This window comes from Fictibacillus sp. BK138, from assembly GCF_004216955.1.
Classification (GTDB): Bacteria; Bacillota; Bacilli; order Bacillales; family Fictibacillaceae; genus Fictibacillus.
The window spans coordinates 3,049,210-3,074,803 of sequence record NZ_SGXL01000001.1 but is presented as its reverse complement, the minus strand read 5'-3'; the positions used below and the strand labels follow the sequence as shown (position 1 = coordinate 3,074,803).

At 40.9% G+C, this 25,594-nt stretch carries 24 protein-coding genes; 15 read left to right on the top strand and 9 right to left on the bottom strand.

From position 1 onward, the window contains the following. Positions 1–210 precede the first annotated feature (210 nt). The 4 genes from hutI (at position 211) to EV282_RS15485 (ending at position 4,745) form a co-directional block, all read left to right on the top strand. Positions 211–1,482: an imidazolonepropionase gene (gene hutI / locus EV282_RS15500; RefSeq protein WP_130296662.1), complete on the top strand. Its 1,272-nt coding sequence runs from the start codon at positions 211–213 to the stop codon at positions 1,480–1,482. After that, positions 1,457–2,422: a formimidoylglutamase gene (gene hutG / locus EV282_RS15495; RefSeq protein WP_130296661.1), complete on the top strand. Its 966-nt coding sequence runs from the start codon at positions 1,457–1,459 to the stop codon at positions 2,420–2,422. The genes hutI and hutG overlap by 26 nt, the downstream gene beginning before the upstream one ends. 1 nt (position 2,423) lies before the next feature. Then, positions 2,424–2,681, top strand: a complete 258-nt coding sequence (locus EV282_RS15490) for a helix-turn-helix domain-containing protein (protein ID WP_130296660.1) — start codon at positions 2,424–2,426, stop codon at positions 2,679–2,681. Between the two features lie 375 nt (positions 2,682–3,056). Further along, the gene (locus EV282_RS15485) at positions 3,057–4,745 is read left to right on the top strand and encodes a S8 family serine peptidase (protein WP_242611889.1); all 1,689 of its coding nucleotides are present in this window, start codon (positions 3,057–3,059) and stop codon (positions 4,743–4,745) included. 59 nt (positions 4,746–4,804) lie between these two features. Here EV282_RS15485 and EV282_RS15480 read toward each other — a convergent pair whose 3' ends face one another. The 3 genes from EV282_RS15480 to EV282_RS15470 all read right to left on the bottom strand — a co-directional run bounded on the left by EV282_RS15480 (position 4,805) and on the right by EV282_RS15470 (position 8,005). Beyond that, entirely contained in the window at positions 4,805–5,845 is a 1,041-nt protein-coding gene (locus EV282_RS15480; RefSeq protein WP_130296658.1) for an acyltransferase family protein, read from the bottom strand. Positions 5,846–5,997: 152 nt separating this feature from the next. Beyond that, on the bottom strand, positions 5,998–7,032 hold the full coding sequence (ytvI, locus tag EV282_RS15475; RefSeq protein WP_130296657.1) for a sporulation integral membrane protein YtvI: 1,035 nt from the start codon (positions 7,030–7,032) through the stop codon (positions 5,998–6,000). A gap of 160 nt (positions 7,033–7,192) precedes the next feature. Further along, entirely contained in the window at positions 7,193–8,005 is an 813-nt protein-coding gene (locus tag EV282_RS15470) for a YihY/virulence factor BrkB family protein (protein ID WP_165389490.1), read from the bottom strand. Between the two features lie 504 nt (positions 8,006–8,509). Between EV282_RS15470 and EV282_RS15465 the strand changes: the two genes are divergently transcribed. Beyond that, positions 8,510–9,220, top strand: a complete 711-nt coding sequence (locus tag EV282_RS15465) for a TerC family protein (protein WP_130296655.1) — start codon at positions 8,510–8,512, stop codon at positions 9,218–9,220. Positions 9,221–9,497: 277 nt separating this feature from the next. Then, positions 9,498–11,504, top strand: a complete 2,007-nt coding sequence (locus tag EV282_RS15460) for a methyl-accepting chemotaxis protein (RefSeq protein ID WP_165389489.1) — start codon at positions 9,498–9,500, stop codon at positions 11,502–11,504. A 290-nt stretch (positions 11,505–11,794) separates the two neighbouring features. On the opposite strand, the gene EV282_RS15455 is transcribed toward EV282_RS15460, so the two are convergent. From EV282_RS15455 to EV282_RS15445, 3 genes are read right to left on the bottom strand one after another with little or no spacing between them, the layout of a single operon-like run. Next, entirely contained in the window at positions 11,795–12,775 is a 981-nt protein-coding gene (locus EV282_RS15455; protein ID WP_130296653.1) for an ABC transporter permease, read from the bottom strand. Continuing rightward, on the bottom strand, positions 12,768–13,682 hold the full coding sequence (locus tag EV282_RS15450) for an ABC transporter ATP-binding protein (protein ID WP_130296652.1): 915 nt from the start codon (positions 13,680–13,682) through the stop codon (positions 12,768–12,770). The genes EV282_RS15455 and EV282_RS15450 overlap by 8 nt, the downstream gene beginning before the upstream one ends. After that, complete coding sequence (locus EV282_RS15445) at positions 13,679–14,482, bottom strand: GDSL-type esterase/lipase family protein (RefSeq protein ID WP_130296651.1); 804 nt, start codon at positions 14,480–14,482, stop codon at positions 13,679–13,681. The genes EV282_RS15450 and EV282_RS15445 overlap by 4 nt, the downstream gene beginning before the upstream one ends. Before the next feature lie 145 nt (positions 14,483–14,627). Here EV282_RS15445 and EV282_RS15440 point away from each other — a divergent pair, with 145 nt between their 5' ends. From EV282_RS15440 to copZ, 7 genes are all read left to right on the top strand, one after another. Next, positions 14,628–15,839 (top strand): DUF418 domain-containing protein, encoded by a 1,212-nt coding sequence (locus tag EV282_RS15440; protein ID WP_130296650.1) that lies wholly within the window; start codon positions 14,628–14,630, stop codon positions 15,837–15,839. A gap of 121 nt (positions 15,840–15,960) precedes the next feature. Beyond that, positions 15,961–16,275: an ArsR/SmtB family transcription factor gene (locus tag EV282_RS15435; RefSeq protein ID WP_130296649.1), complete on the top strand. Its 315-nt coding sequence runs from the start codon at positions 15,961–15,963 to the stop codon at positions 16,273–16,275. An 18-nt stretch (positions 16,276–16,293) separates the two neighbouring features. Beyond that, positions 16,294–18,351, top strand: a complete 2,058-nt coding sequence (locus tag EV282_RS15430) for a heavy metal translocating P-type ATPase (protein WP_130296648.1) — start codon at positions 16,294–16,296, stop codon at positions 18,349–18,351. Positions 18,352–18,645: 294 nt separating this feature from the next. Beyond that, complete coding sequence (locus tag EV282_RS15425; protein ID WP_130296647.1) at positions 18,646–19,191, top strand: TVP38/TMEM64 family protein; 546 nt, start codon at positions 18,646–18,648, stop codon at positions 19,189–19,191. A 77-nt stretch (positions 19,192–19,268) separates the two neighbouring features. Further along, complete coding sequence (locus tag EV282_RS15420) at positions 19,269–19,556, top strand: metal-sensing transcriptional repressor (protein WP_278043780.1); 288 nt, start codon at positions 19,269–19,271, stop codon at positions 19,554–19,556. A gap of 17 nt (positions 19,557–19,573) precedes the next feature. Next, positions 19,574–21,970 carry a heavy metal translocating P-type ATPase gene (locus tag EV282_RS15415; protein WP_130296645.1) on the top strand — a complete coding sequence of 799 codons (2,397 nt, stop codon included), beginning with the start codon at positions 19,574–19,576 and terminating at the stop codon, positions 21,968–21,970. Positions 21,971–22,217: 247 nt separating this feature from the next. Then, positions 22,218–22,427 carry a copper chaperone CopZ gene (gene copZ, locus EV282_RS15410; protein ID WP_130296644.1) on the top strand — a complete coding sequence of 70 codons (210 nt, stop codon included), beginning with the start codon at positions 22,218–22,220 and terminating at the stop codon, positions 22,425–22,427. 60 nt (positions 22,428–22,487) lie between these two features. Here copZ and wrbA read toward each other — a convergent pair whose 3' ends face one another. The 3 genes from wrbA to EV282_RS15395 all read right to left on the bottom strand — a co-directional run bounded on the left by wrbA (position 22,488) and on the right by EV282_RS15395 (position 24,460). Continuing rightward, the gene (wrbA, locus tag EV282_RS15405) at positions 22,488–23,114 is read right to left on the bottom strand and encodes an NAD(P)H:quinone oxidoreductase (protein WP_130296643.1); all 627 of its coding nucleotides are present in this window, start codon (positions 23,112–23,114) and stop codon (positions 22,488–22,490) included. Between the two features lie 97 nt (positions 23,115–23,211). After that, positions 23,212–23,670 carry a hypothetical protein gene (locus EV282_RS15400; RefSeq protein WP_130296642.1) on the bottom strand — a complete coding sequence of 153 codons (459 nt, stop codon included), beginning with the start codon at positions 23,668–23,670 and terminating at the stop codon, positions 23,212–23,214. Positions 23,671–23,794: 124 nt separating this feature from the next. After that, positions 23,795–24,460: a phosphatase PAP2 family protein gene (locus EV282_RS15395; protein WP_130296641.1), complete on the bottom strand. Its 666-nt coding sequence runs from the start codon at positions 24,458–24,460 to the stop codon at positions 23,795–23,797. Positions 24,461–24,798: 338 nt separating this feature from the next. On the opposite strand from EV282_RS15395, the gene EV282_RS15390 reads away from it, so the two are divergent. Both EV282_RS15390 and EV282_RS15385 read left to right on the top strand, forming a co-directional pair. After that, entirely contained in the window at positions 24,799–25,023 is a 225-nt protein-coding gene (locus EV282_RS15390) for a hypothetical protein (protein WP_130296640.1), read from the top strand. 76 nt (positions 25,024–25,099) lie between these two features. Then, positions 25,100–25,312 carry a hypothetical protein gene (locus EV282_RS15385; protein ID WP_130296639.1) on the top strand — a complete coding sequence of 71 codons (213 nt, stop codon included), beginning with the start codon at positions 25,100–25,102 and terminating at the stop codon, positions 25,310–25,312. Positions 25,313–25,594: the final 282 nt, after the last annotated feature.

The following is a 25,594-nucleotide window of genomic DNA, read 5'->3' as shown; positions in this document are numbered from 1 at the left end:
GAACCGCTCGAGTTTGCCCTCGTTTTTCGTTACTTTGAGCGAAAAAGGGACATTTTGAGCGAAACGGTAGGCAGTTTGAGCGCAGCGAGAGAATCTTGAGCGTAACTCGGCTTTTTTGAGCGAAACCTCAATGAGTCTGAGCGAACGTGTAATAATTATAAGAACACGTACCGTAAATAAGCCACATAACTAAAAAAAGGAGTGTGACGAATGCTTGATACATTAATTTTTGCTTCACAAATTGTCGTTCCGGTTGGAGAAGGAAGAGCACTTCGCGGAACGGAAATGAATGAGCTCAAAGTCATTGATAATGGAGCTGTAGGAATAAAGGATGGCAAGATTGCTTTTGTTGGGACACGTGAAGAAGCCGCTGATCTAAAAGCCAGCGAAACGATAGATGCGAAAGGGAAGTTATTATCACCTGGCTTGGTCGATCCCCATACACATTTAGTGTTTGGGGGATCGCGTGAGCATGAGCTTGCACTTAAGCAGCAGGGTGTTCCTTACCTGGAAATCTTGGCGCAAGGCGGAGGAATTCTTTCCACAGTAAGAGCGACAAGAGAAACGACTGAAGAAGCACTTTTTGAAAAAGCTATGTTTCATTTAAACAGATGTTTAACGTATGGCGTGACGACAATGGAAGCGAAAAGTGGATACGGGCTTGATAAAGATACTGAACTGAAGCAGCTTCGCGTAGCTAAAATGCTGAATGAATCACATCCTATCGATCTCGTTTCTACTTTTTTGGGAGCGCATGCTGTTCCGGAAAACTATAAAGGAAGACCGGATGCTTTTTTAGAGGAAATGCTGTTAATGCTGAGTGTGATCTCGAAAGAAGGTCTGGCTGAATTTGTAGATATTTTCTGTGAGACGGGTGTTTTCACGGTTGAGCAGTCGCGAACCTTTTTACAAAAAGCAAAAACAGCAGGGTTCGGTGTGAAGATACATGCTGACGAAATCGATCCGCTCGGCGGGACAGAAATGGCGTGTGAGATCGGTGCTGTTTCAGCGGATCACCTAGTTGGAGCTAGCACGGAAGGCGTCCGAATGCTAGGAGAATCAGAAACGATTGCTGTTCTGTTGCCAGGAACAACGTTTTATTTAGGAAAAGATCACTTTGCACCTGCCAGAGAGATGATTTCAAGCGGAGCAGCTGTAGCTCTTTCAACAGACTTCAATCCAGGCAGTTCCCCAACTGAAAATATTCAGTTCATTATGAACTTAGCTGCACTAAAGCTGAAGATGACACCGGAAGAAATCTGGAACGCTGTAACGGTTAACGCTGCCTATGCGATCGGACGCGGTGATGTTGCCGGCAGCTTGATAGAAGGCAGAAATGCTGATCTTGTGCTGTGGGATGTACCGAACTACAAATATGTTCCTTATCATTATGGTGTAAACCACGTAAATAAAGTTTGGAAAAACGGTGTATTGGTCGCTGGAAAGGCGGATTCGCATGCAAACTATACCGTTTCTTCGTAAAACAGGTGAAGCCCCGTTTACTGATCGAGGAATAAAGAAGGCAGGGCAGCTCCTAAAATCATGGGCAGGTGAAGATGTGAAAGGGGTAGCGATTTCAGGCGCACCTCTTTCAAAAACATCTATTTCCCACTCAGGCGCGTTTATGGCACCACAGACGATCAGGCAGATGATGCACTCTTTTTCGACCTATAGCATTGAGCAAGAAACTGACATGTGGGATGGGGTTATCACTGATTTTGGTGACATTGAGATGCATGTAACGGATCTGATTGAATCTCAAAAACGAATATATTCTGCTTTAAAAGAAATTCAAAGTCAGCACAACGAAGCTTTGATTATTACATTAGGAGGCGACCATTCTGTTTCTGCAGGTGCCATTAAAGCCTTTCAGGAAACAAGGGGTCGTGTAGGAATCATTCAGTTTGATGCACATTTTGACTTAAGAAACACCGAGGATGGCGGTCCATCAAATGGAACACCATTCCGCCAGCTTATTGAAAATGGCGTGATAGGCGGTGATCAGCTCGTTCAGATTGGTATTCGAGATTTCTCAAACGGAAAACTTTATCATGATTATGCAAAAGATCATTGTGTAACCGTCTATACGATGGGTGATATCAAACGCGAAAGGCTTCTCACTTTGCTGAAAAAATCAGTTGAACAGTTAAAACAGACAACAGATAACATATATATTTCTTTAGACATGGATGTACTGGATCAGGCTTATGCACCAGGCTGCCCAGCGATAGGACCTGGCGGATTAGACAGTGATTCATTAATAGAAGGAATCCAATGGCTTGCCGAAAATCCTTCTGTAAAAGGGATGGATATCGTGGAAATCGACCCGACGCTCGATTTTCGAAATATGACAAGCCGGTTGGCCGCTTATATCATCATGCAGTTTTCGCTTTTTTACTTAAAACGAGAAGGAGGAAAATAAAATGAGCGAGTTTGGAAGATTCATCGAGAACTCCAGAAAGCAGAAAGGCTTAAGCAAGTCTGAGCTTGCAAGGAGATTAAGTATCACGCCTCAGTATATGGCAGATATCGAAAAGGGAAGAATGATTCCATCTGAAGAGAAAATCGAGAAACTAGTAACAGCTTTGGAGCTGGACGAAAAAGAGGCGTTTAAGCTAGCGGATAAACTTCCTTTGCGTGTGCTTGCTGAAGCAAAACAAGAATACTATAAACATGGATGACTGAAAGAAAAGCCTGTCCGGTGCGGCAGGCTTTTTCTTTTTGCTCATGTACAATGTCCTTCTCCATAGATCCAGACTATCTAAAGAAACAGCAACTAGGGAAAAGTCTAGTTAATTTCTACTAAAAACTATAATCCTTTCAAATTATACCAAATGCTAGTACCTTTTCAGTAAGGTCTATACCTCTTTAATTCATCCTTACCTACTAAAAAGGGTTTTCCTGCATAAAACTCCCCGAAAACTAGCTAAATAGTCGGACGAGGAAAATAAATCATCTACCTTATCCTCATTCATCCGAATTCTGTTTAATATGGAAGTAATCACCATGAAATGACACAATTTTCAAACTACATATTAAGCAGGAGGTTATTTAGGGTGAATAAAAAGAAATTTGTGGCGACAACACTTTTAGCAACATCGATCATGCTGACTCCGTTTTCGGTAATGGCGGAAAGTCCGAAGCAGGTAACCGACCAGAAGATGACCGAGGCATTTGTAAACGTAAATAAAAACAAACTTTTCGATAACCTGGAAAGTAAACTTCAGCAGCTTTCAAATGAAGAGAAGGTCCCGGTAATTATTCAATTCAATGAGGAATTCGCTGCCGGAAAAGCCTTTGAGAAACTTGCCTCAAAAGTTGGGGTGTTTAAAAAGTCCTTCGACTACAAAGTCATCAATGGTATGGCTGCAACGATGACGAAGAAGCAGATCATGCTGCTGGAACATCTTCCGTTCGTAAAACAAGTTGAATATGATGCACCGATACAAATGAATCTGGAAACTGCGAACAGCTGGTTCGGAACGGCAAAAGCCCGTGCCGATTATGGTGTAACGGGTGATCAAGATGGGAATGAGCGCTCCTATTCTAAAGCCGATAGCGTAGTAGCAGTTATTGATACAGGAATTGATGCTGCACACGTTGATCTGGATGGCGGAAAAGTGATCGGCTGGAAAGACCTTGTGAACAATCGTACTACTCCATATGATGACCAGGGACATGGAACGCATTGTGCCAGCATCGTTGCGGGTGAGGGAGATGCCAATCCTGCACAAAAAGGTGTTGCACCAGGTGCTGCTTTAGTTGGGGTAAAAGTACTGGACAGTCAGGGTTCAGGAAGCATGAGTACCGTTACAGCGGGAATCGACTGGGCCGTGCAAAATAAAGATACGTACGGTATCGAAGTTATTTCATTGAGTCTTGGTACATCGGGAAGTTCAAACGGCCAAGATGCTACATCTGTAGCGGTAAATAACGCATCAGCAGCTGGACTTGCTGTTGCCGTGGCAGCAGGAAACTCAGGGCCGTCCGCTTCAACGATCGGATCACCGGGAGCAGCTGATAAAGCAATCACAGTGGGAGCTGGTGCAGATCTTAACGAAGGCGGATTCAATATCACGTACTTCTCATCTCGTGGACCGACAGCTGATGGAAGAGTGAAGCCAGATATTTTTGCACCAGGCTATAACATCACAGCAGCAAAAGCTAATTCAGGAAATCAATATGTAACATACAGCGGTACGAGTATGGCTACGCCATTTACAGCGGGAACCATTGCACTTATGCATGATGCGAATCCGTCGATCACTGAGCCTCAAATCAAGGATGCACTTTATTCAACAGCGATTGATTTCGGAAAAGCAGGTAAGGACAATGAATATGGGTACGGTCGTCTAGACGGACATGCTGCCGTTAAAACGGCTGGTGGTCTTACTGGTTCTGGACCTGCTGTACCGGACCATTTTTATAAACGAGGAACTTTAAGTTCTGGAGGATCCCAGGCATTTTCACTGAATGTAACATCTACTGCGTATCCGATCTCAATGACAGTGATTACAGAAAACTATAGCCCGGGCTGGTTTATTTTCCCGGCATCGCATAACTACTCGGTTTCATTAATCGATCCTAGCGGGAAAACGGTTGTAAGTTCATCTCAAAATGAAAGACAGGATCACGCATTCTTTAAGCCGACGCAAACAGGTGTCTACCAAGTGAAAGTTTCTTCAAGCAGAGGAAGCGGAGCATATGATTTAGATGTAAGTGCAGGAGCATCGAGCTTAAATTAATAAAGGAAAGAAACACCGCTGTTGACACGAATGTGTACAGCGGTGTTTCTGTGTGATTATTAACTTTCGCTTTCTTGCGGCCTTGACGGTTTGGGTTTCAGCATTCGTTTCAGTTTAGACCAGCGGAGTTCAATGAAAGGTTGTGCCAAAGCAATTACTGGTTTGCTTGCTAGGAACAGCGTTACAATGACCGCTAGGAAAAGAAGCATAAAGTAAGCTCCGTTCTCTTCGATTGATGCAAATAAATCTGTCGTGAACAAATACTTTAATACAAAGCCATGCAGCAAATAGATGTACAGCGTCCGTTCACCAAACTCTGTGAAAAACATCTTTCGACGTGGAAGAAGTGCCAAGAAACTGAACGTAGCGGCAAACATAATGCCATACATCGCAAGTCTGATAAGTCCTCCATACCAGTCGTTGTATCCTAGAATTTCAGAATAGGATGATGAAGCGAGCAGCCATTCTTTCGTTCCGTTCGGAAAAATAAAGTGATAGGTAATGAATAATACAATTAAGAATGCTGCCGCTGCTGCTTTTGCTGAAGGCTTCAATATTTTTTTAAAGTCTCTCTTTTCTAACATATGTCCAAGCAAGAATACAGGGAAAAAGACGAAAGTTCTAAGCAAACTCAAGAATGTGCCAATATCGTGTATATAACCGACAGCTACACCAATACCGATTGCCAAAACAAGTGGGTACTTAATCTTTACAAATACTTTCAGCAGAATGTTCCAGAATACAAGGCTCAATAAGAACCATAGCGTCCAATGTGGTGCAAAAAAGTCTAGTTTTACTTCACTTTTTCCGTAAAGATCATAATAAAATAAACTGTACACCAACTGAAATACTAGGTAAGGAATAAGAACCTTTCTAAAGATCTTGGGCAGGTAGCCGTCACGCCAAACACCTTTCGTAAAGAATCCGCCAATAAGAATAAAGGCAGGCATGTGAAACGTGTAAATAAAGTTATAAATCGTGTAAAGCCACTCGTTCTGACCTTTTATCGGCGAAATAAAGTGCCCGAACACGACCAGAAAAATGAGAATAAACTTTGCGTTGTCAAAATAATAATCGCGTTCTTTTGCTGCAGTACTCATCTAGATTCCTCCAATAAAAATTCACCATATAAATGGTTCGTATGAATTTCACGTTTTTCTTCCTATCCTCTATAATTCCCAACCTTTCATAGTTTTCTAACCTCTAAATTTAAAAAACGCATTTCCTTATGCAGGAAATGCGTTTTTAATAATCAAAAGTCTATTTTTATTTTAATAAAACCAGCACTTCTGAGCGCTTCATAAATAATTACTACAGCTGGTCCCACGATCAACCCTATCATTCCAAGAAGCTGGAACCCTATGTACAAGGATACGAGAGCGGCTAATGCGGAAATTCCAAGACTTGAGCCAAGAATTTTAGGCTCGATGATTCTTCTTACAATTGTAATCACACCGAACATGATCAATAGACCGAACGCGAGGTGGTCATTGTTGTTGATAAAGAACGAGTAAGCCGCCCAAGGTACAAGGAATGACCCTGTTCCCAAAATTGGGAGGATATCAACAATGACAATTAATAGAGCGATGATTACAGCGTATTCTACATCTAAAATCATTAGTCCCACTAATGCAAGGATATATGTAATGAAACTTAAGATGATCTGTGCTCTAAAAAAGCCAACAGTCGCTCTTGAAAGCTGACTGAATACAAGTTCAACCTTTTCACGGGCAGATGTTGTAAACAAGTTCAGAAACTCTGCATATAAACGAGGCAGGTCCAATGAGAATAAAAATACAGCAACAACATAGATAATAAAATAAATCAGCATACCTGGTATCGCAGTTATAAGACCTAAGATTCCCGTTGTTAATCCCTTTGCGGTTTCAACACCATATTCCTTTAGTGCTACCAAACCTTCCTCAAGTGTCCGAACAACTTCAGGCGGAAGAGTTGCATAGAAGTTTTCCATTTCATAGAACGTATCTTCAGCCACTTCAAACAGATGGACTGAGTAGGATGGAAGAACTGTAATGAACTCGATCACTTGAATAACAAGAGTTGTAGTCAGCCAGTATGATAGGATTCCAAATCCAGCTAAAAATAGCACGAATGAAATAGTGACGGACAGCAATCGTCTGCCTTTAAAAAGTTTGATGAACAATTTAACTACCGGTTCAAGCATTATAGCGGTTAATAATGCGAGAAGGAGAGGTATGCTGTAAAAGACAAATATGACGATTCCAGCGAGCAAAAATAATAACAAGACAACGTTTTTTACAGTCATTTTCCGGCTCCAATCTCCGTAAAATTATCCGATCTACACTAAAATAGGCTAGTACCCATTATGACCGGAATAAGAGATGAAAATTCTTTATATATAAACAATGATGTTACGATACAGTGAAAAAGTCAATTGCAGAAAGAAAAGTTTTTGAAAATCTTTTTTATTTTCTGTCTTGTGCCCTTTGGGCCAATATTGCATTTAACTGTCCTCCTGCTATTAAAATCAATGCAGAAAGATAGAACCAGATCATAAGAGTCAAAAGAGCTCCCATATTTCCGTATATTTGTCCGTAATCAAAAATGGATACATAGGAAGAAAAAAGATATGAAAATAAATGCCATCCTGCTGTGGAGAAAACTGCCCCTGGCCAAACGTTACGAAATGTAAGCTTAATGTTCGGAGCGAACCGATATAATGCTGAAAAGATAAAGAGAAGGATGGAAAAACCGATCACATACCTTGCCGTTTCCCAAATGTGCCATACCGGATGAGAATATCCTGTTTGCTCAAATATGTAGATTCCGATCGTCCGTCCAAATACAGGCAGCAATAATGCAGTGATAACAGCTACCACTAAACCGAACGTCAAAAACATCCCAAGAATTAATTCTTTAAAGAAAGGTCTGCTTTCCTCCACTTGGTAAGCAAGATTAAACACTCTTATAATGGCATGTGTACCAATGGTGGCTAGCCAAATCATGATAATTAATGAGATCGAAAATACATCTCCCCGGTGTTCGTCTAAAACTGCAATTAAATTATACTCTAGTAAGGTATATGCTTCTTCTGGTGCAATAGACTGAAAAAGAGAGAGCACATATGCAGAAGATATCGGCAAAAAACCCATCACAGTGAAAATAAGAAAGATAAAAGGAAATAATGAAACTAAGAAATAATAAGCAAGCTGAGCCGATAGATCAAAGACTTTATCTTCGAAAAAACGGCGTACCCACTGCTTCAATATCCATCGCATATGCATGCCTCCACGGTTACGGCGTATCATTCTATCCTGCATTATTCCCGTAATCAAAAAAAAGAACGCTTATTTTGAAACAAAACGTTCATTTGCACGTATGAATTAAAGTCGTAATTGAATTTCTTTATAAACCATCCTAGGAATTACAGCAGGATGAGGACCTTCTTGTTGGTCTAGAGCAGCAATTGGATCGGCAACAAAGAACAAAAGGAGAGGTTGAAGGTGTAGATGGCGTTGGGTAAATTGGACAGCAACAAGGATTTACATCCCGGCAAAATAAAGGGACGCCACAAAATATAATACATTTTTTACACGTAACAGAACATCCAGAACAGCACATGAAAAAACACCCCCTTTCATTATATATATGAAAAAGTGGATAAGCCTGTAAGGGCAATAGAGGTGTTAGGACAGCCTTTTTTTAGAATGTGAATTGATTATCTTTTTACAAAATCATGGGGTATACTATTATACAGATGTTTAACAGGGAGGATTTATTGAATGGAATTATTTGCACCGGATTTTTGGTCAGCCTTGCTTGCAATTGTCATTATTGACTTAGTTCTGGCAGGTGATAATGCAATTGTTATAGGTTTAGCAGCTAGAAATTTACCGAAAGAAAATCAGAAAAAAGTAATCATTTGGGGTACAGTAGGTGCCATCGTGATTCGTGCAGCAGCAACGCTTGCTGTTGTGTGGCTATTGAAAATTCCAGGCTTGCTGCTTGGCGGCGGACTAATCCTTTTATATATTGCTTATAAGTTGATGATCGAAGAAAAAGATCATGATATTGAAGCACAAAACAGTGTGTTTGCGGCTATCAAAACGATTATTATCGCTGACGCTGTTATGGGTCTTGATAACGTGCTTGCCGTAGCCGGTGCAGCACATGGTGACTTCCTGCTTGTTGTCATCGGATTATTGATCTCTGTGCCGATCGTAGTTTGGGGAAGTACACTTTTCCTTAAACTGATTGATAAATTCCCTTTTATCATTACAATCGGTGCAGGTGTTCTTGCTTGGACAGCTTCTAAGATGATCGTCGGCGAAAAATTCATGAAGCCTTATTTTGAGAATGGATTCATCAAGTATGGCTTTGAGATTCTGTTGATTGTGGTTGTTTTAGGACTAGGGACTTGGAAGAAGAAAAAAATCGCTGAGGAACGAGCAGCAAAAGAAAATACTCCAGAGCCTTCTAACAGTGAGGCCTAACAAACAGACTTGCATGGGGAAATACCCTATGCAGGTCTTTTTTTATGGGTCTAGAGATCGTGTTGTCGAAATTTCTATAAAAGTTATATTACCGTTTAAAAAAAGAACCTTAACGTGAAAAAGAAGATTTACTGCAAAGTGTAACTAGGTACAAAGTGCTAATATTAGATACTTTTTATTTAAAAGTAATTCCAAAGTACTGGTTTTGCCCGATTCTATAAAAGTTCTGTAAAAAAATGTCGATATTTAGCAGAGATATAGAATGGGGGTTAAACAGTTGTTTAAAAAGATACAAACCAAAATTATGCTTTCTGTCAGTGTTCTTGTAGCAATCGCTTTAATATCAGCATCGTTATTTTCTTATTTTCAGACGAAACAGCAGATCGCAGGCAATGTTCAAGAGCAAGCTGCTGGTTTAGCGAATGACGTAAAATCTTCGACTGAGCTGTATTTAGATTCGTATGGAAATACGGTAGACCGTTATAGTCAAGACAGCAGGTTAATTGACTACTTGAAGACTTTGAAACAGGATGAAGCAAAAGGATTAAATGAATCTTGGCCAATTGTCGATCAGGATTTTGAACACTTTTTAGAGTTGAACAAAAATGTAGCAGTTCTATACGTTGGAGCTGAGACTAAACAATTTAAAACATCACCGGTACTTGAACTTCCTGAGGGGTTTGATCCCACTGGACGTCCATGGTATCAGGCTGCTGTCCAGTCACCTGAGAAGATTATGTGGACTGAACCATATGAAGATGCCAGCTCAGGTGAATATGTAGTTACAGTAGCAAAACCAGTTTTAGACCCTGAGACAAAAGATATTCTTGGAGTAGTTGGTTTAGACTTGAGTCTTGCTGGGCTTTCTGGCATGATCAACCAAACAAAAGTAAGCTATAACGGTTATCCAGTCCTGCTTGATCCAAAAGGAATGGCACTCGTTCACCCTAATCAGCAAGGAAAAGATCTGAGTAAAGAATCGTTTGTGAAAGCGATGTATAAGAATGAAAAAGGAAATATTTCATACGAATACAAAGGTGCAGACCGTGAGCTTTATTATACGACGATTGGAAATACAGGGTGGAAGCTGGGGTTTGTGTATGAGACAGATGAACTGTTAAAAGATGCTCAGCAGCTTTTTAACATGATATTGATCTTTGCTTCTATAGCAGTGGTAATTGCTCTTGTAGTTACATATTTCCTCGCTAAAAGCATATCGAATCCTATTCGCAATCTGCAAAAACAGGTTCAGCTTGTAGCAGAAGGAGATCTGACTGTATCAGTAGAAGCAAAATCCAAAGATGAAGTAGGAACACTTACTCACCATTTTAATGCCATGGTTGAGAACATGAGAGGACTGATTTCATCTGTCAGCCAGTCCGTTGTTACGGTAAATGAATCGACTTCAAATTTAAGTGCAGTTTCCGAAGAAACGATCGCAGCGAGTGAAGAAGTTTCAAGAGCGGTTGCTGAAATTGCTTCAGGTGCAACAACGCAAGCAGAAGATGCAGATGAAACAAACCGCAGAACTCTGGATCTTTCTTCACAGATCGAAAAGGTAAACGAACAGGCTGAGATGATGGCTCGTCTTTCGATTCTAGCAGAAACAGCAAACAAGAATGGACTATCACAAATGCACGTCCTCCGTGAGAAAACCGGTGAGAGCAATGAAGTTCTGCAAAATATAGAAGAAGTAATCTCAGGATTAGCTGGAAAAGTAGCAGAGATCGAGCAGGTCATTCAATCCATTACAGAGATCTCGGAGCAAACGAACCTTCTTGCGTTGAATGCAAGTATTGAAGCAGCACGAGCAGGTGAAAGCGGAAGAGGTTTTGCAGTGGTTGCCGATGAAGTTCGTAAACTAGCTGAACAGTCATCGATTGCAGCAGACAAAGTAAGAAAAACTATTACAGGTATCGGTGCAGAGTCTGTTCGTGCCGTGAAGGAAATGGAACAAACAAAGCGGATCGCAGAAGATCAGAACAGCACTGTAACGGATACAGAGCGTGCATTTGATGAGATCGCAGATACGATGGATCAGATGGTAAAATCGATTCAGCAGATTACTAGTGAAGTTGAAATCATCAATAACTATAAAGAGGAAGTAGTAGCTTCTATCCAAAGCATAGCTGCTGTAGCTGAACAATCTGCGGCAGCCAGTGAAGAAGTAAGTGCCTCATCGGAAGAACAAGTCCGCGCACTTGCAACCGTGTCACAGTCGGCAGAGGAATTAAATGATGCTTCCACAGCATTAACAGAAATGATCAAGCACTTTAAAATTTAGTTCAAAACTATTGGATTTAGACTGTTTTCGTGAATTTTCCCGTGTTTAAAAGTGGTTGATGTCTGATAATGGATGCTTCAAGAGGGACTTTGAGCGGAGAAGGAAGATTATGAGCGAAACTAAGGGTAGTTTGAGCGTAGCAAGAATATTTTGAGCGCAGCTCGGTGTTTTTGAGCGAAACTCACAAATTCTGAGCGAACGTGTAATAAATAAAAGAACACGTACCGTATAATTGCATTGACATTCAAAAAAGGAAACGGAGCTGAAATCCGTTTCCTTTTTTCATTTTATTAATAGATATCCCGTTTTGAAAACGTAACGAAAGCGATGATGAAACCGGCAATCCCCCAAACGGCTAGGACTGCCATCGAGAATCCTAATGACATACCCTCGATCGGAGTAGCCATTCCGCTTACATAGTTTGTGAGATTCAGGTTTACCATGAAAAAGTATTTTGCACTTTCCCATGAGGAAACCATATTGACCAATATAGCTCCTGCGATGAGTGAAGCGAGCATGATGCCCATTACAGCGGCGGTGCTTCGCAGTAATACTGACAGCATGAAAGTTAATGTGCCTACGATGACACATACATACCATACTAGTCCGAACTCCATCAGGATATATTGCCACTGAGGTACAATGTGTACATTTTCTGTAAGCAATTCATCACCTGAAACCGCAAACCCTGTTAAGAGCGGCATATTCCAGCCGCCGTATCCGAAGACCAATCCGGATATCCCATAAGACAGCACAGCCACTGACAATACGATAAAAGATATAGACAGCATCATGGCTAAGTACTTGCTTAGTAGGATGCGCCACCTTTTTACGGGTCTTGTTAGTAGCAGCTTAATCGTGCCTCCGCTGGCTTCAGAAGAAACGAGGTCAGCAACGATTACCATGACTAGAAGCGGCAGCAAAAGATCGATCGAGTTCTCTACGAAAATACGCATAAAGGTTGGTGCTCCTGGTGCACGCGGATCGATATCGTTCTCAAGATAATATTGCTGCTGAGATAATCGGATCTTTAAATATTTCCGCCATTCATCTTGAATTCGGCTGGAGCTGAGTCTGTTTTGTGTATCTGTAATCTCCTGCTGAAGGACTGTGCGCCAGTCCTGATTCCCCATCTTTTCACGCTGGTCCTGGATTTCTTTAAACTGAGCATATGTAAAAAGAGGTACAAGAAACGCAATGATGAGAATGATGACATATAGTCTTTTTTTACGCAAAAGCTTTAGCATTTCGTTGCGTACAAGATTAATCAATACTTTCGCCTCCAGTCACTTCTAAGAACAGATCTTCAAGAGAAGGAAGCTGCGTTCTCATTTCTTTTACTTTCACACCAGCCTGTACAAGTTTTTCATTCCATTCAGGCAGAAGAGGTTCGTCATAAAGAGTGATCAGTGTACCGTCCAGACCTTCCTGTATCTCTGTTTCTTTCTCTAAAATTTCTTTTGCAAGAGAAAGCGGCTCGGCTTTCCAGATGACTCTCTCTTGTTCTGCTAAAAGGTTTTGCACAGAGTCCGTCCGTATAACGGCCCCTTTTAAAATGATCGCGACTCGATCACACATGAGCTGGATTTCGCTCAGCAAGTGGGAAGAGACTAGTACACTTAAGTTTTCTTCTCTCGCAAGCGTTCGGATGAACTCACGCATCTCGCGTATACCAGCGGGGTCAAGACCATTCGTCGGCTCGTCCAATATGAGTACTTTCGGTTTTCCTAAAAGAGCCTGCGCGATTCCTAAGCGCTGTCTCATACCAAGAGAATACGTGCTGACTCGGTCATGAATCCGGTTTGATAAACCAACCAGTGCAACAACTTCCTGCAGTCTGCTTTTTGGAATAGATGCATCCATTTTTGCAAAGTGCTCTAAGTTTTCCCAACCTGTTAAATAAGGGTAGAGTTCAGGGTTCTCAACAATACAGCCAAGATGCCGCATCGCTTCTGTAAACTCGGTACGAACGTTTTTACCGCCAATTTTTATCGTTCCTGAAGTAGGAGAAATCAACCCGACGATCATACGGATCGTGGTCGTTTTGCCAGCACCGTTCGGTCCCAGGAACCCGAATACCTCACCAGGATAAAGGGTAAAAGAGACACCTTTAATGATCAGTTTCCGTTTAATTTTTTTTGTCAGATTTTCAACTTCTAATGCGGGAATATCACTCATGATTCATCTTCCTCCTGTTCAAAAGTGATCAGCGAGGCTACACGTTCTGCGATTAACTTATAACCTTCTGTATTAGGGTGGAACTGATCAGAGTATAGGTAGTTTTCAACCTGCAGCTGAAAAAGGTCAAACGTTGGTACATACACAATATTTTCAAACTCGGCAGCTGCTGCGGCCGTTTGGAAATTCCAGTCTCTCACAACAGATGAAGTCGTTTTGGCATCCGAAAGATTGCTGAAAGGGTTGTAGAGTCCTACATGATAGATGACAGCATCTTGATTTAATTCTCTGAGCTGTTTGTAGATGTTGTTTACATTTCTTAAGTAAATTTGCTTCTTGCCGTTGATAGCGTTCATATCTAAGGATTCAAGGGCAGCTCCTTGCTGAAACAGATCGTTCCCGCCGATCGTCATCACGATTACATCCGCTTGTTTGGCCTGTCTTTGAATCTCGCTTTGCTGGATCTGTTTCAGAAGACCTCGAGATGTTTCTCCTTTAATAGCAGTGTTAAATAGATTAATATCCTGTTCTGATTTCTTCTTTAAAAGGTCTGATAAATACCCTGTGTAGCCTTTTCCATCTGCATCGCCCGTTCCGCGTGTCAATGAATCCCCCAGAGCGAAAATGGTGAGCTTACCGTCTTCATTCTTTGAAGTGGCTGACTCTGTTTTTTCTTTCGGCTGTTCGAATTTTTCGTTTGCTGTAAATTGATCTTGCAGTGTCCAGCCAAGACCAAACAACCATAAAAGACTTGCCGCAATGGAAACTGCTGAAACAATCGTTAAGGTGTATTTTTTCAAAACAGGTTTCATCCTTCCCAATTCTCATTATCTGTTCTTTCTAGAATAGCAAAAATTGATTCGTATTCTAACTTTTTTGCCTATTTGAGGTAAAATAAACCAAAGGGAGTGGAATCATGAAAAATTTTTTTGAGATGATTGAAATATGAAGTGGTCGCCAGTTGGAGAATCGCAAAGAATTGAATCGCTGGATATCATGAGGGGAATTGCCATTTTCGGTATTCTGCTCGTAAATATGAAGTCGTTTTCAGGACCAGATTCACCCATAAGAGCATTAAGCTATGAATACTTCGATCAGCCTTATAACATTTGGACGAACGTCCTTCTTGAATTTTTCGTTCAGGGAAATTTTATAACAATGTTTTCGTTCTTGTTTGGCTTTGGGATGATCCTGATGTCTGAAAGAGCAAAGGCAAACAACAGAAGTTTTTTACCGGTTTTCCTGAGAAGACAGTTCGTACTGCTATTGTTTGGTGTCGTTCATGTTCTCTTTTTTTGGTACGGGGATATTCTTGTTACGTATGCCATAGTTGGAATAATCATGCTTTTGTTCTATAGGTTACCGAGGAAAGCACTGCTAGTCACAGGTTTGATTATGATTACCGCTTACAGTTTGTTCATGTCGGTTCTGACGTATGAGTACTGGACGAGCGGTGCGGCTTTAAGCTATCAGGATTCATTAGACGTTCAGCATGAAAATGAGATACAGAAGTCTATTCAGATCTATAGCGAAGGTACATATTCAGAAATTATGACAGAAAGGATTCGTGAATGGACGGATCTTAACCAATATTTCTTGTTCTTTTTGTTCGGTATTCTACCTATGTTTTTGTTTGGCGCTTATGCTGCCAAGAGGCGGCACTTTAAAAATAAGACTTTATGGAAGCTTTGGGGACTGACTCTTGTATTGGGGCCAGGCAGCAAAATCTTCGCCGTTCTCTTCTTTCCTTTTAAAGGGGAAGACTGGCGGTATGATACAGCCATGTCGTGGGGCTATGAATTTGGCGGAGTAATGATGAGCATTTTTTATATATGTTCGATTGTCCTGCTCTATAGAAGCGGCAAGTTTAAACGTTTGTTTAACATGTTCCGGATTACGGGGAGGATGGCTTTCACGAATTATCTGACCCAGTCGATCGTCTCTACCTTCATTTTTTACAGTTATGGACTCGGTCTTTATGGAGAATACGGTCCGTTAACCGGGGTTTTATTTACGATCATCATCTTCAGTTTGCAGGTTCTTTTTTCAAAATGGTGGCTGAGAAACTATAAAATGGGACCGCTTGAATGGTTTTGGCGCTCGTTAACCTATGGGAAGAAACAAAAGTTACAAAGAACAGAAGAGAGTTTGTCCTAGTAAAGCTGGAAGATTCCAGCTTTTTTTTGCATGTTTTCTATATTTACGTTACACTTGCAGTAACATATATGAGCATATATTCATATAATAAATAAAGAACAATATCTGGGGGTGCCTGTTCATGATAGAAAACAACGAAAAATATGAACAACTTGATGAGGAAACACTATTTATTGTATCGCAAACTTTTAAAGCACTCTCAGATCCGACAAGGATTCGGATTCTTCACTTATTAGGAGAAAAGGAATGTAATGTTTCAGAAATAGCAGATGAACTGTCACTTATGCAGTCGACGGTCTCGCATCAGTTGCGTTTTCTAAAAAACTTACGGCTTGTAAAATTCAGACGTGCAGGAACAACTCTTTTTTATTCGATAGATGATGAGCATGTGATGACTCTCTTAAATCAATCGATTCATCACGCAAGACACGACTAGAGAGAGGAGGGACACCAGATGAAGGAACATAAGATTACCGGCTTATCATGCGGTCATTGTGCAATGAAACTGCAGGAACAAATTCAGCAGCTTCCAGGCGGACATGAGGCACAAGTTCAATTTAATTCAAGTAAAATTCTTTTAGATGAAGAAATCGATATAAATGCTGTTCGTAAAATTCTTGCATCGGAAAAAGTTCGTTTTGAAGCAGATGGCAAACCAAAAGGTCCGAACTGGCTGATGATCTTACTGTATGTTTCAGCTGCAGCTTTTATCGCTGCCCTAACAGCTGAATGGTATACGGACCAGCCGGCTTTATCTATAGTCTTTTATGGGATTGCGACGATTCTCTCTGGATATCCAACATTCATGAAGGGACTTCGTAACTTAACAAAATTAAAATTTGATATTAATACTTTGATGACTGTCGCTTTAATAGGTGCAGTCGCTATTGGAGAGTGGAGAGAAGCTGCGCTTGTAGCGATCCTGTTTGGTATCAATGAACTGCTTGAATCATACGGTATGGAAAAAGCGCGCAAGTCTATGGAAACTCTTCTGAAAGTCGCTCCTAAGGAAGCTGTTTTATTAAAGGACGGAAAGACTGAAGTCATCTCAATAGAAGAATTGAATGTGGACGACATTGTCCTTGTAAAAACAGGTCAGAAGATTCCTTCTGATGGCGTTGTTGTTCATGGTAAAAGCTCTGTAAACGAAGCAGCGATTACCGGAGAGTCCCTGCCTGTTGAAAAAGAAAACGGAGAACCAGTCTTTGGCGGAAGCATCAACAATGAAGGAATTCTTCATGTTAAGGTAACGAAAACCTATAAGCAATCCGCTCTTTCTAAAATTCTTGCTTTAGTCCAGGAAGCGCAAGAATCCAAGACCCCTACTGAATTGTTTATCAATCGGTTTGCGAACTACTATACACCGGCAGTCATGATTATTTCAGCACTTGTGATGCTGATTCCGCCACTGTTATTTAATGGTGCATGGGGTGAATGGTTTTATCAGGGGTTAGCTGTATTGATCGTCGGATGTCCATGTGCCCTGATTTTATCCTCTCCTATCGCTATTCTATCAGGGATTACAGTGAACGCCCGAAACGGTATTCTGATCAAAGGCGGAGCATATTTAGAACAGCTCTCCAAGATTGACGTCATCGCCTTTGATAAGACGGGGACGTTAACTTTAGGTGAGCCACATGTTGTGGCAGACTCATTATTTCATCCTGACTTCTATAAAGTCGCATACGCCATAGAAAAGTCTTCGTCACATCCTTTAGCAAAAGCTGTTATAAAGCGCTGTGAAGAACTTGGTACTGAAGAAGTCGAGGTCGATGAGATTAAAACGGTATCAGGTCAAGGTATTTCTGCAATCATAGATGGTGTTACGTACCGATTGGGCAATGAAAAATTAATTGGTGATACGGATACAGATGAAGAAACTTCAAAAGTGATTGGAAAGTTTAAAAAAGAGGGCAATACGATTGTCCTTGTAGCAAAGGATAGAGAGGTATTAGGCGTTTTCGCGATCGCTGATGAAATACGCAAAGAAAGTACTGACATCATTCGTGATCTTCATAGAAAGGGTATCAAAGAAACGGTTATGCTGACAGGAGATCATCCTTTAGTTGCAGAAAAAGTAGCAAAGAAGACAGGAGTATCTTCTTTCTTTGGAGGGCTTCTGCCTGAAGAAAAGGTAAAAAAGGTAAAAGAATTAAAAGGAAAATATAAAGTAGCCATGATCGGAGATGGAATTAACGATGCACCGGCACTAGCTACAGCGGATCTTGGGATCGCAATGGGTAAAGGAACGGACAGCGCTATCGAAACAGCTGATATCGTGCTCATGCAGGATCACTTAGGCAAACTGCCTGATGCGGTAGAGGTATCTCGCAAAGTAAACACAGTCATCAAGTGGAACATTGGTCTCTCACTCGGGTTGAAATTGTTTGCTCTTCTTTTGACAATCCCAGGCTGGCTGACGTTATGGATCGCTATCCTATCCGATATGGGAGCAACCATCCTTGTTACACTGATCAGCTTAACGGTCTTGCTTCATAACAGGAATAAATGATTGCTTTTGTAATGAGACATTCTAATATTGTTGGTTACCTTTCTTCATTGATAAGTTAATAGGAGTGTAAGGTGCGTGACTCCTGGGGGATCAGCGGGGCAGGTGAGACTCCTAACGGCGCAAAGCGCAGAGGAGGCTCACCGCACGCCCCCCGGAAAGCGAGCAGCTGAAACGGAGATTAACAACTTACACCATCCCGAGGATCATCATTCAAAAATTCAAGCCATGCATTTGCGTGGCTTTTTTAGTACGATTAATGGGTATAAGGGAAAGTTTATTAGGAGGACTTCTTACATGTCTGAAACGCTACTTACATTTTTCAAAGAATATAGGGAATGGGCAATACCTGTTTCCATTTTATTAAATGTGATCATCGCAATATTAGGGATTGTGCCATCTGTTTTTTTAACCGCTGCTAATCTTCTTTTCTTTGGCTTCTGGAACGGTACCCTCATATCGTTTATAGGGGAAACAGCAGGTGCAGCCATTTCATTTCTTTTATATAGAAAAGGATTTAAAAAAGTTTCAAGACAGAAGCTAGAGGGGTACCCCCGGGTGGTTAGGCTATTAGAAGCAAAGGGAAGGGAAGCATTCATCCTGATCTTTTCGTTACGTCTGCTTCCATTTGTTCCTTCTGGTCTTGTGACATTTGCTGGAGCGATCGGTGCGGTGTCGGCATATGTATTCGTTGCTGCCAGTTCAATCGGGAAAGTTCCTGCGTTGCTGTTAGAAGCTTATTCTGTTTATAACGTTACAGAATGGAATACGGAAGGGAAGATTATTTTAGGCGTGGTAGCAGCCATTGGTATATATGTAATTGTGAAAAAAAGAAGATCATAAACAAATTATTTGCATACTATAGGGGGGTATAGTATATTCTAATTAAGAAAGCATCCCTGCAGGGAAGGATGATGAAAATGGATAAAATAACACATCGTTGTGAAAGTGACAAACAGGACTTAAACAACCGTTTAAAAAAGATTGAAGGCCAGGTTCGCGGACTGCAAAAGATGATCGAGGATGATCGTTATTGTATCGATGTTCTTGTTCAGATCTCTGCGGTTACAGCAGGATTAAAAAGGGTAGGCTTTCAACTGATGGAGAACCATACCCACCATTGTGTGGCTGATGCGATTAAGTCAGGTGACGGTGAAGCATCAATCGATGAACTGATGAAAGTGATTAAACAGTTTTCCAAATCTTAAAAAGGCTGGTGAAGATCATGAGCCAAAAAGAAACGAATTTAGACATAACCGGAATGACATGTTCAGCATGTGCCGTTCGAATCGAAAAAGTATTAAACAAGATGGATGGTGTTGACGCTAACGTTAACTTGGCTATGGAAAAAGCCGCAGTAAAATATGATCCAGATGTAACAACACTCGCAGATATCGAACAGAAAATTGAAAAGCTCGGGTATGGAGTCACAAAGGATAAGGTGGAGCTTGATATTTCAGGTATGACATGTGCAGCTTGCTCAACTAGGATTGAAAAAAGTCTCAACCGGATGGAAGGTATCTCTAAAGCTTCAGTTAACCTGACAGGTGAAACGGGTACGGTGGAGTATAATCCTGCTGTTGTATCAATAGAAGATATGTTATTGAAAATTGAGAAGCTGGGATTTAAAGGGTCGATTAAGCAAGACAGAGAAACAAAAAAATCAAAGAAAGAAGAAGAAATCTCTTCTAAGAAAAGAAAACTGTTCCTTTCTATTGTTTTATCGCTTCCGCTTCTTTATACCATGTTGGCTCACATGCCGTGGGATACAGGGCTCCCGATGCCTCATCTCTTAATGAATCCATGGTTTCAATTAGTGCTTGCATCTATTGTACAGTTTTATATTGGCGGTCAATTCTATGTTGGGGCATATCGTGCGCTTCGTAATAAGAGTGCCAATATGGATGTGCTCGTCGCGTTAGGTACATCAGCCGCATTCTTTTATAGTGTTGCTGAAGCATTTAAGACGATCGGAAACCCTGGATATATGCCGCAGTTATATTTTGAAACGAGTGCGGTGCTCATCACATTGATTCTAGTAGGCAAATATTTTGAGACACTTGCTAAAGGGCGGACGACAGAAGCCATTTCAAAACTATTAAATCTTCAAGCAAAGGAAGCCACTATTATCCGGGATGGCCAAGAAGTTAAGATACCTTTGGACCAAGTGGCTGCTGGTGATACATTGATCGTAAAACCAGGCGAAAAGATTCCCGTCGACGGCAAGGTGATTTCAGGAAACTCATCTGTGGATGAAAGTATGATTACCGGGGAATCCCTCCCTGTTGAAAAAGCAGAGGGTGATTCGGTCATAGGCTCAACGATCAATAAAAATGGAACACTTCGAATGGAAGCTGAGAAGGTAGGAAAAGAGACAGCACTTGCAGGGATTATTAAAATCGTAGAAGAAGCCCAAGGATCTAAAGCACCCATTCAAAGAATGGCTGACTATATCTCCGGGATTTTTGTACCGATAGTTGTCGGTATTTCAATCGTTGCCTTCCTTGTGTGGTACTTCTTTGTTTCGCCTGGAGAACTGCCACAAGCTCTTGAAGTTGCTATCGCTATATTAGTAATCGCATGTCCTTGTGCACTAGGGCTCGCAACACCTACATCCATCATGGTCGGAACAGGTAAAGGGGCAGAACAGGGAATCCTTTTTAAAGGCGGAGAGTACCTGGAAGGAGCACACAAGATCAATGCTGTCCTTCTAGATAAAACGGGTACGGTTACCAAAGGGAAACCAGAAGTAACAGACGTCATTGAAATAAAAGAAGGATTTATCGCTGAAGTAATTTCTGCTGAGAAAAATTCGGAGCATCCATTGGCAGAATCTATTGTTGAATACGGAAAGAATAATGGCATTGAATCACTGTATGGAGAATCCTTCTCAGCTATTCCAGGACACGGAATTGAAGCTGTTGTTAATGGGAAAAACATTCTTGTCGGGACACGAAAGCTGATGAAAGAAAAAGCTGTTTCCTTTGGTCAGCATGAAGAAACCATGAGTAACCTTGAATCTGAAGGGAAAACAGCAATGCTTGCTGCTGCAGATGGTGAACTTGTATGCATCATTGCAGTTGCAGATACGGTGAAGGATTCATCTAAAGAAGCGATTAAAAGCTTGTTTAATATGGGTATTGATGTATATATGATCACGGGTGACAATGGAAGAACAGCCCAGGCAATCGCAAAACAAGTAGGTATACAGGGTGTTTTTGCAGAAGTACTTCCAGAAGAAAAAGCGAACAAAGTAAAAGAGCTGCAGGAACAAGGGAAAAAAGTTGCCATGGTTGGTGACGGCATCAATGATGCGCCAGCCCTTGCCACAGCGGATATTGGGATGGCAATCGGAACTGGGACTGATGTAGCGATTGAAGCCGCAGATGTTACGCTTGTCGGCGGTGACTTGAATCATATTCCTAAAGCGATCGAGCTAAGTCGAAAAACGATGAGAAACATCAGACAGAACTTGTTCTGGGCGTTGTTTTATAATACTGCAGGAATTCCAATTGCAGCCTTCGGATTGCTGGAGCCTTGGGTAGCAGGAGCCGCAATGGCGTTCAGCTCAGTATCCGTAGTTTCAAATGCATTACGATTAAAAAGAATAAAACTTAGCTAAAGGTTTTTTTCTAAAGGATTGGACTTTGAGCATTTTGTTAGATTTTCTTCATCGACAAGTTGATTGGAGTGCAAGGTGCGAGACTCCTTCGGGACGAGTGGGACAGGTGAGACTCTTAAAGACGCAAAGCGTCAGGAGGCTCACCGCCCGCCCCGAGGAAAGCGAGCACCTGTAACGGAAATCAACTGCTTTCAAAAACATCAAAGCTTGCGAAAAGCTGATCTTTAAAAAACAGGAGGAATAAATGATGGAAAAGAAAACAATAAAAGTAGAAGGTATGACTTGTGGACATTGCAAAAGCGCGGTAACAAACGCATTAACAGAACTTGAAGGAGTAAAGAATGTTACTGTACACCTTGAAACAGGAACAGTAGATGTAGAGGTCGATGAATCAAAAGTATCTGAATCAGAGATGCGTGAAGCAATTGAAGAACAAGGATATGACGTTAAAGCATAATATGAAAAGCCTCCCATCATTCGGGGAGGCTTTTTTTGTGAATTAATAAGTTGTCCAAATTTAAATATTTCCCTTTAATGCTTTAGCCACTTTAGCAACACGTGCTCCTAAACGAGAAGCCATTTTTTTCTCAGCATCCACAGGTTCTTTGCTTCCATCGGCTCCGGCTACGGTTGAAGCAGCGTACGGGGAACCACCGATGCCATCTGCTGTCATCTGCTCAGGGTTCTCACCATATGGCAGTCCAACATAGATCATTCCAAAGTGCATAAGCGGAACGAAAGAGGTGATTGCCGTAGATTCCTGTCCGCCGTGTATCGTATTAGAGCTTGTAATAACAGCCGTCGCTTTGCCTTCAAGATCACCATTAGCCCAAAGACCACCGGCAGAATCTAATAACTGTTTAATTTGTGCTGGCATCATACCGTAACGAGTAGGGATGCCCCAAACGATTCCATCAGCCCATTTCAAATCATCCAAAGTTACTTCTGGAATGTCAGACTGTGCCTCTTGCGCTTTTACATAAGCTTCCTGCTGCGACATATATTGTTTGGTCACTTCAAACTCTGGAACCTTTACGACTTTTACTTCAGTACCCTCTACTTGCTTAATTCCTTCAGAAGCCGCCAGGGCCATCTCATAAATATGTCCATACGAACTGTAATATACAACTAATATATTCGCCAAAATATTACCTCCTTAAAATTTACGACTATAATACTCTTCCCGATTATTCGTTTACGAAATCATAAAAAAATCCGCCTGAATGTTCAGGCGGTCATTTTTAATAATAGGGATATGGATATGAATAGGGGTAAGGATAGTACGGGTATGGATACGGTGGGTATGGATAAGGCGGATAGTAAGGATAAAGTGATAGAGCTGCAAGTGTTGCCAGCGGAAAAATCTGACGATAAAATCTCCTATACCTCGGTCTTCCATACCATTGACGCTGATTTTGCTGTTGAGTTCCTTGCTGCTGCATAGTCTGCTGAGGTCCGGCAGCTTGCTGTCCAGTTCCTTGTCCTGGTCCTGATTGTGGACTTTCTTGCTCATCTGCAGGCATCATGTCCTGCGGAACAAGCATATACACATTCTTCTTGTCTAAATCCGTGATAATTCCTTCTGTTTGCTGTCCATCGTTGGTCTTAACAATTACATGGTAAAACATATGATGCTGACAAGTTTGATGCATGTTTTGAGCGCGTATCTGATCTTCGGTTTCCTTTTGATTATTACTCATGGTTATCACTCCTTCCCACTCTATTTCTATTTTTTATTTTTACTTGTTATGCATAACTAAATAAAATACGTATTTTTCCGCAAAAAAAAAAGAACCGCAAACGAGCTGCAGTTCCTTTTTTGAATTAACTTTTTTCCGTGCTCTGAAGTTTGGTTTTAAACATGCGTTTAAAAAAGTTAACCACTGTTTCAGCTTCCAGGTAATAGAACAGCTTGAATAACAAGCTTCCTAATAACACACCAGCCACTACATCCAATACAACGTGCTGTTTAACAAAAAGAGTCGAAAGAATAATACTGTATGCGATGGTTGAGACGATAATATCTTTTCGAATGGTCCAAAGTTTGCTGTGGCGTATGCCCAAAATCATTAAATAACTGCTTAATACGTGAATGCTTGGGAAACAGTTAAAAGGTTGATCCGCTCCATATACATATTTGACCATACTCGTTAATATCCCATTTCCCATAAGTTCTGGACGGGGAACTGTCGTTTGGAAAAAGAAATAAATAACGTAGCAAACCAGCATGCCTACACAGAAACTCAATAATGTCCGGTAATAAATAGCTCTGTCGTATATACAGAAGTAAACAAACATTAAAAAGATAAACGCATACCATAACACATACGGTACTACAAAAATTTCTACAAAAGGTATTTGATGATCAACTGCTGTAATAAGTTGTCTCGCTCCACGTTCCCCGTGATTTAGCACCTGATAGATGATATTTAGCAAAGGGATAGAGAGGAGAAGACATAATGCTAAAATATTTTCTTTTATGATACGCAATACGAACTACTCCTTTGTCTATATCATCAGCTTTTAATTCTATACCCGATTAACAATGTTTTACACGTTTTTAATATACCTTTTAGACATTACCATAATATGGTTGTTTTGTCATAGGAATTGAGGCGTATTTTTAAAAAATATTATTACTTTTTTTATTCTATTTGTAGTCTTCCCAGTAAAGCAGTAAAAAGGGTTTCCACTATTTGCACAAGACGTATATCTACCCGGTGAAGACACATAAAAAAATTTTGACTTTTCTGACAAAAGACTTATAATGAAGGTACAACCGTGTAGACCTAATGCATAATTAACCTCTTTGAAAGGGAGTGTTATGGATGTATGTAGGCAATACCATTAAGGTTAACCGCTATAATGGCGAGTATTTTGAGATCAGCCGGAAGTGGCTCATGGAAGTGGTATGGAACAAGTACAATATGCCATTGCATGAGTTTTTGCTGTCCTACGATAAGTTTGACAGTGATTATATTTATTCGCTTGCTGTCCATAACGCTGTAGATTTTAAGCTGGAATTTGACGAGGACTACCTGTACATCGGGTAGTTTTTTTTATTTTGTTTATGTCAAAAGCCCACCCTCCTACATACAATGATTTAGGATTCAGGGGGAGGGCTTAATAATGGCGAAAAAAAATACGAAAAAGAAAGTTAATAAATATGATAGCTCATTTAATAAATATCAGCACACACTAAAGATGGTTACAAGTGAAACGTGCATTGCCTGCAAAACCCAATGTGCAAGAGGTCTGGACTATATAGAACGAATGTCAAAACCAGGAGCACTAGGAAAAGGTGTTGCATGCCATCTTACAAAAGGAAAAGGGCATAAATAAGCGGGATTTAGGGCTGACCTACGAGGATTGTGGGTCAGTTCTTTTGCTTATCCAGCAAGATTTTTACTTGCTGGAAGAGTGGTTATTGAGATTTACGAGCGGCTATTAAGATTTACGAGCGGTTATTAAGAATTACGAGCGGTTATTAAGAATTACGAGCGGTTATTAAGAATTACGAGCGGTTATTAAGAATTACGAGCGGTTATTAAGATTTACGAGCGGTTATTGAGATTTACGAGCGGTTATTGAGATTTACGAGCGGTTATTAAGAATTACGAGCGG

Coding starts and splice junctions, on each gene's coding strand:
- EV282_RS15390 (WP_130296640.1), top strand. CDS start 24,799: ATGTATGTAGGCAATACCATTAAGGTTAACCGCTATAATGGCGAGTAT.
- EV282_RS15420 (WP_278043780.1), top strand. CDS start 19,269: ATGGATAAAATAACACATCGTTGTGAAAGTGACAAACAGGACTTAAAC.
- EV282_RS15425 (WP_130296647.1), top strand. CDS start 18,646: ATGTCTGAAACGCTACTTACATTTTTCAAAGAATATAGGGAATGGGCA.
- EV282_RS15465 (WP_130296655.1), top strand. CDS start 8,510: ATGGAATTATTTGCACCGGATTTTTGGTCAGCCTTGCTTGCAATTGTC.
- EV282_RS15430 (WP_130296648.1), top strand. CDS start 16,294: ATGAAGGAACATAAGATTACCGGCTTATCATGCGGTCATTGTGCAATG.
- hutG (WP_130296661.1), top strand. CDS start 1,457: ATGCAAACTATACCGTTTCTTCGTAAAACAGGTGAAGCCCCGTTTACT.
- EV282_RS15415 (WP_130296645.1), top strand. CDS start 19,574: ATGAGCCAAAAAGAAACGAATTTAGACATAACCGGAATGACATGTTCA.
- EV282_RS15480 (WP_130296658.1), bottom strand. CDS start 5,845: ATGAGTACTGCAGCAAAAGAACGCGATTATTATTTTGACAACGCAAAG.
- EV282_RS15400 (WP_130296642.1), bottom strand. CDS start 23,670: ATGAGTAATAATCAAAAGGAAACCGAAGATCAGATACGCGCTCAAAAC.
- EV282_RS15440 (WP_130296650.1), top strand. CDS start 14,628: ATGAAGTGGTCGCCAGTTGGAGAATCGCAAAGAATTGAATCGCTGGAT.
- copZ (WP_130296644.1), top strand. CDS start 22,218: ATGGAAAAGAAAACAATAAAAGTAGAAGGTATGACTTGTGGACATTGC.
- EV282_RS15490 (WP_130296660.1), top strand. CDS start 2,424: ATGAGCGAGTTTGGAAGATTCATCGAGAACTCCAGAAAGCAGAAAGGC.
- EV282_RS15470 (WP_165389490.1), bottom strand. CDS start 8,005: ATGCGATGGATATTGAAGCAGTGGGTACGCCGTTTTTTCGAAGATAAA.
- EV282_RS15435 (WP_130296649.1), top strand. CDS start 15,961: ATGATAGAAAACAACGAAAAATATGAACAACTTGATGAGGAAACACTA.
- ytvI (WP_130296657.1), bottom strand. CDS start 7,032: ATGACTGTAAAAAACGTTGTCTTGTTATTATTTTTGCTCGCTGGAATC.
- hutI (WP_130296662.1), top strand. CDS start 211: ATGCTTGATACATTAATTTTTGCTTCACAAATTGTCGTTCCGGTTGGA.
- EV282_RS15450 (WP_130296652.1), bottom strand. CDS start 13,682: ATGAGTGATATTCCCGCATTAGAAGTTGAAAATCTGACAAAAAAAATT.
- EV282_RS15385 (WP_130296639.1), top strand. CDS start 25,100: ATGGCGAAAAAAAATACGAAAAAGAAAGTTAATAAATATGATAGCTCA.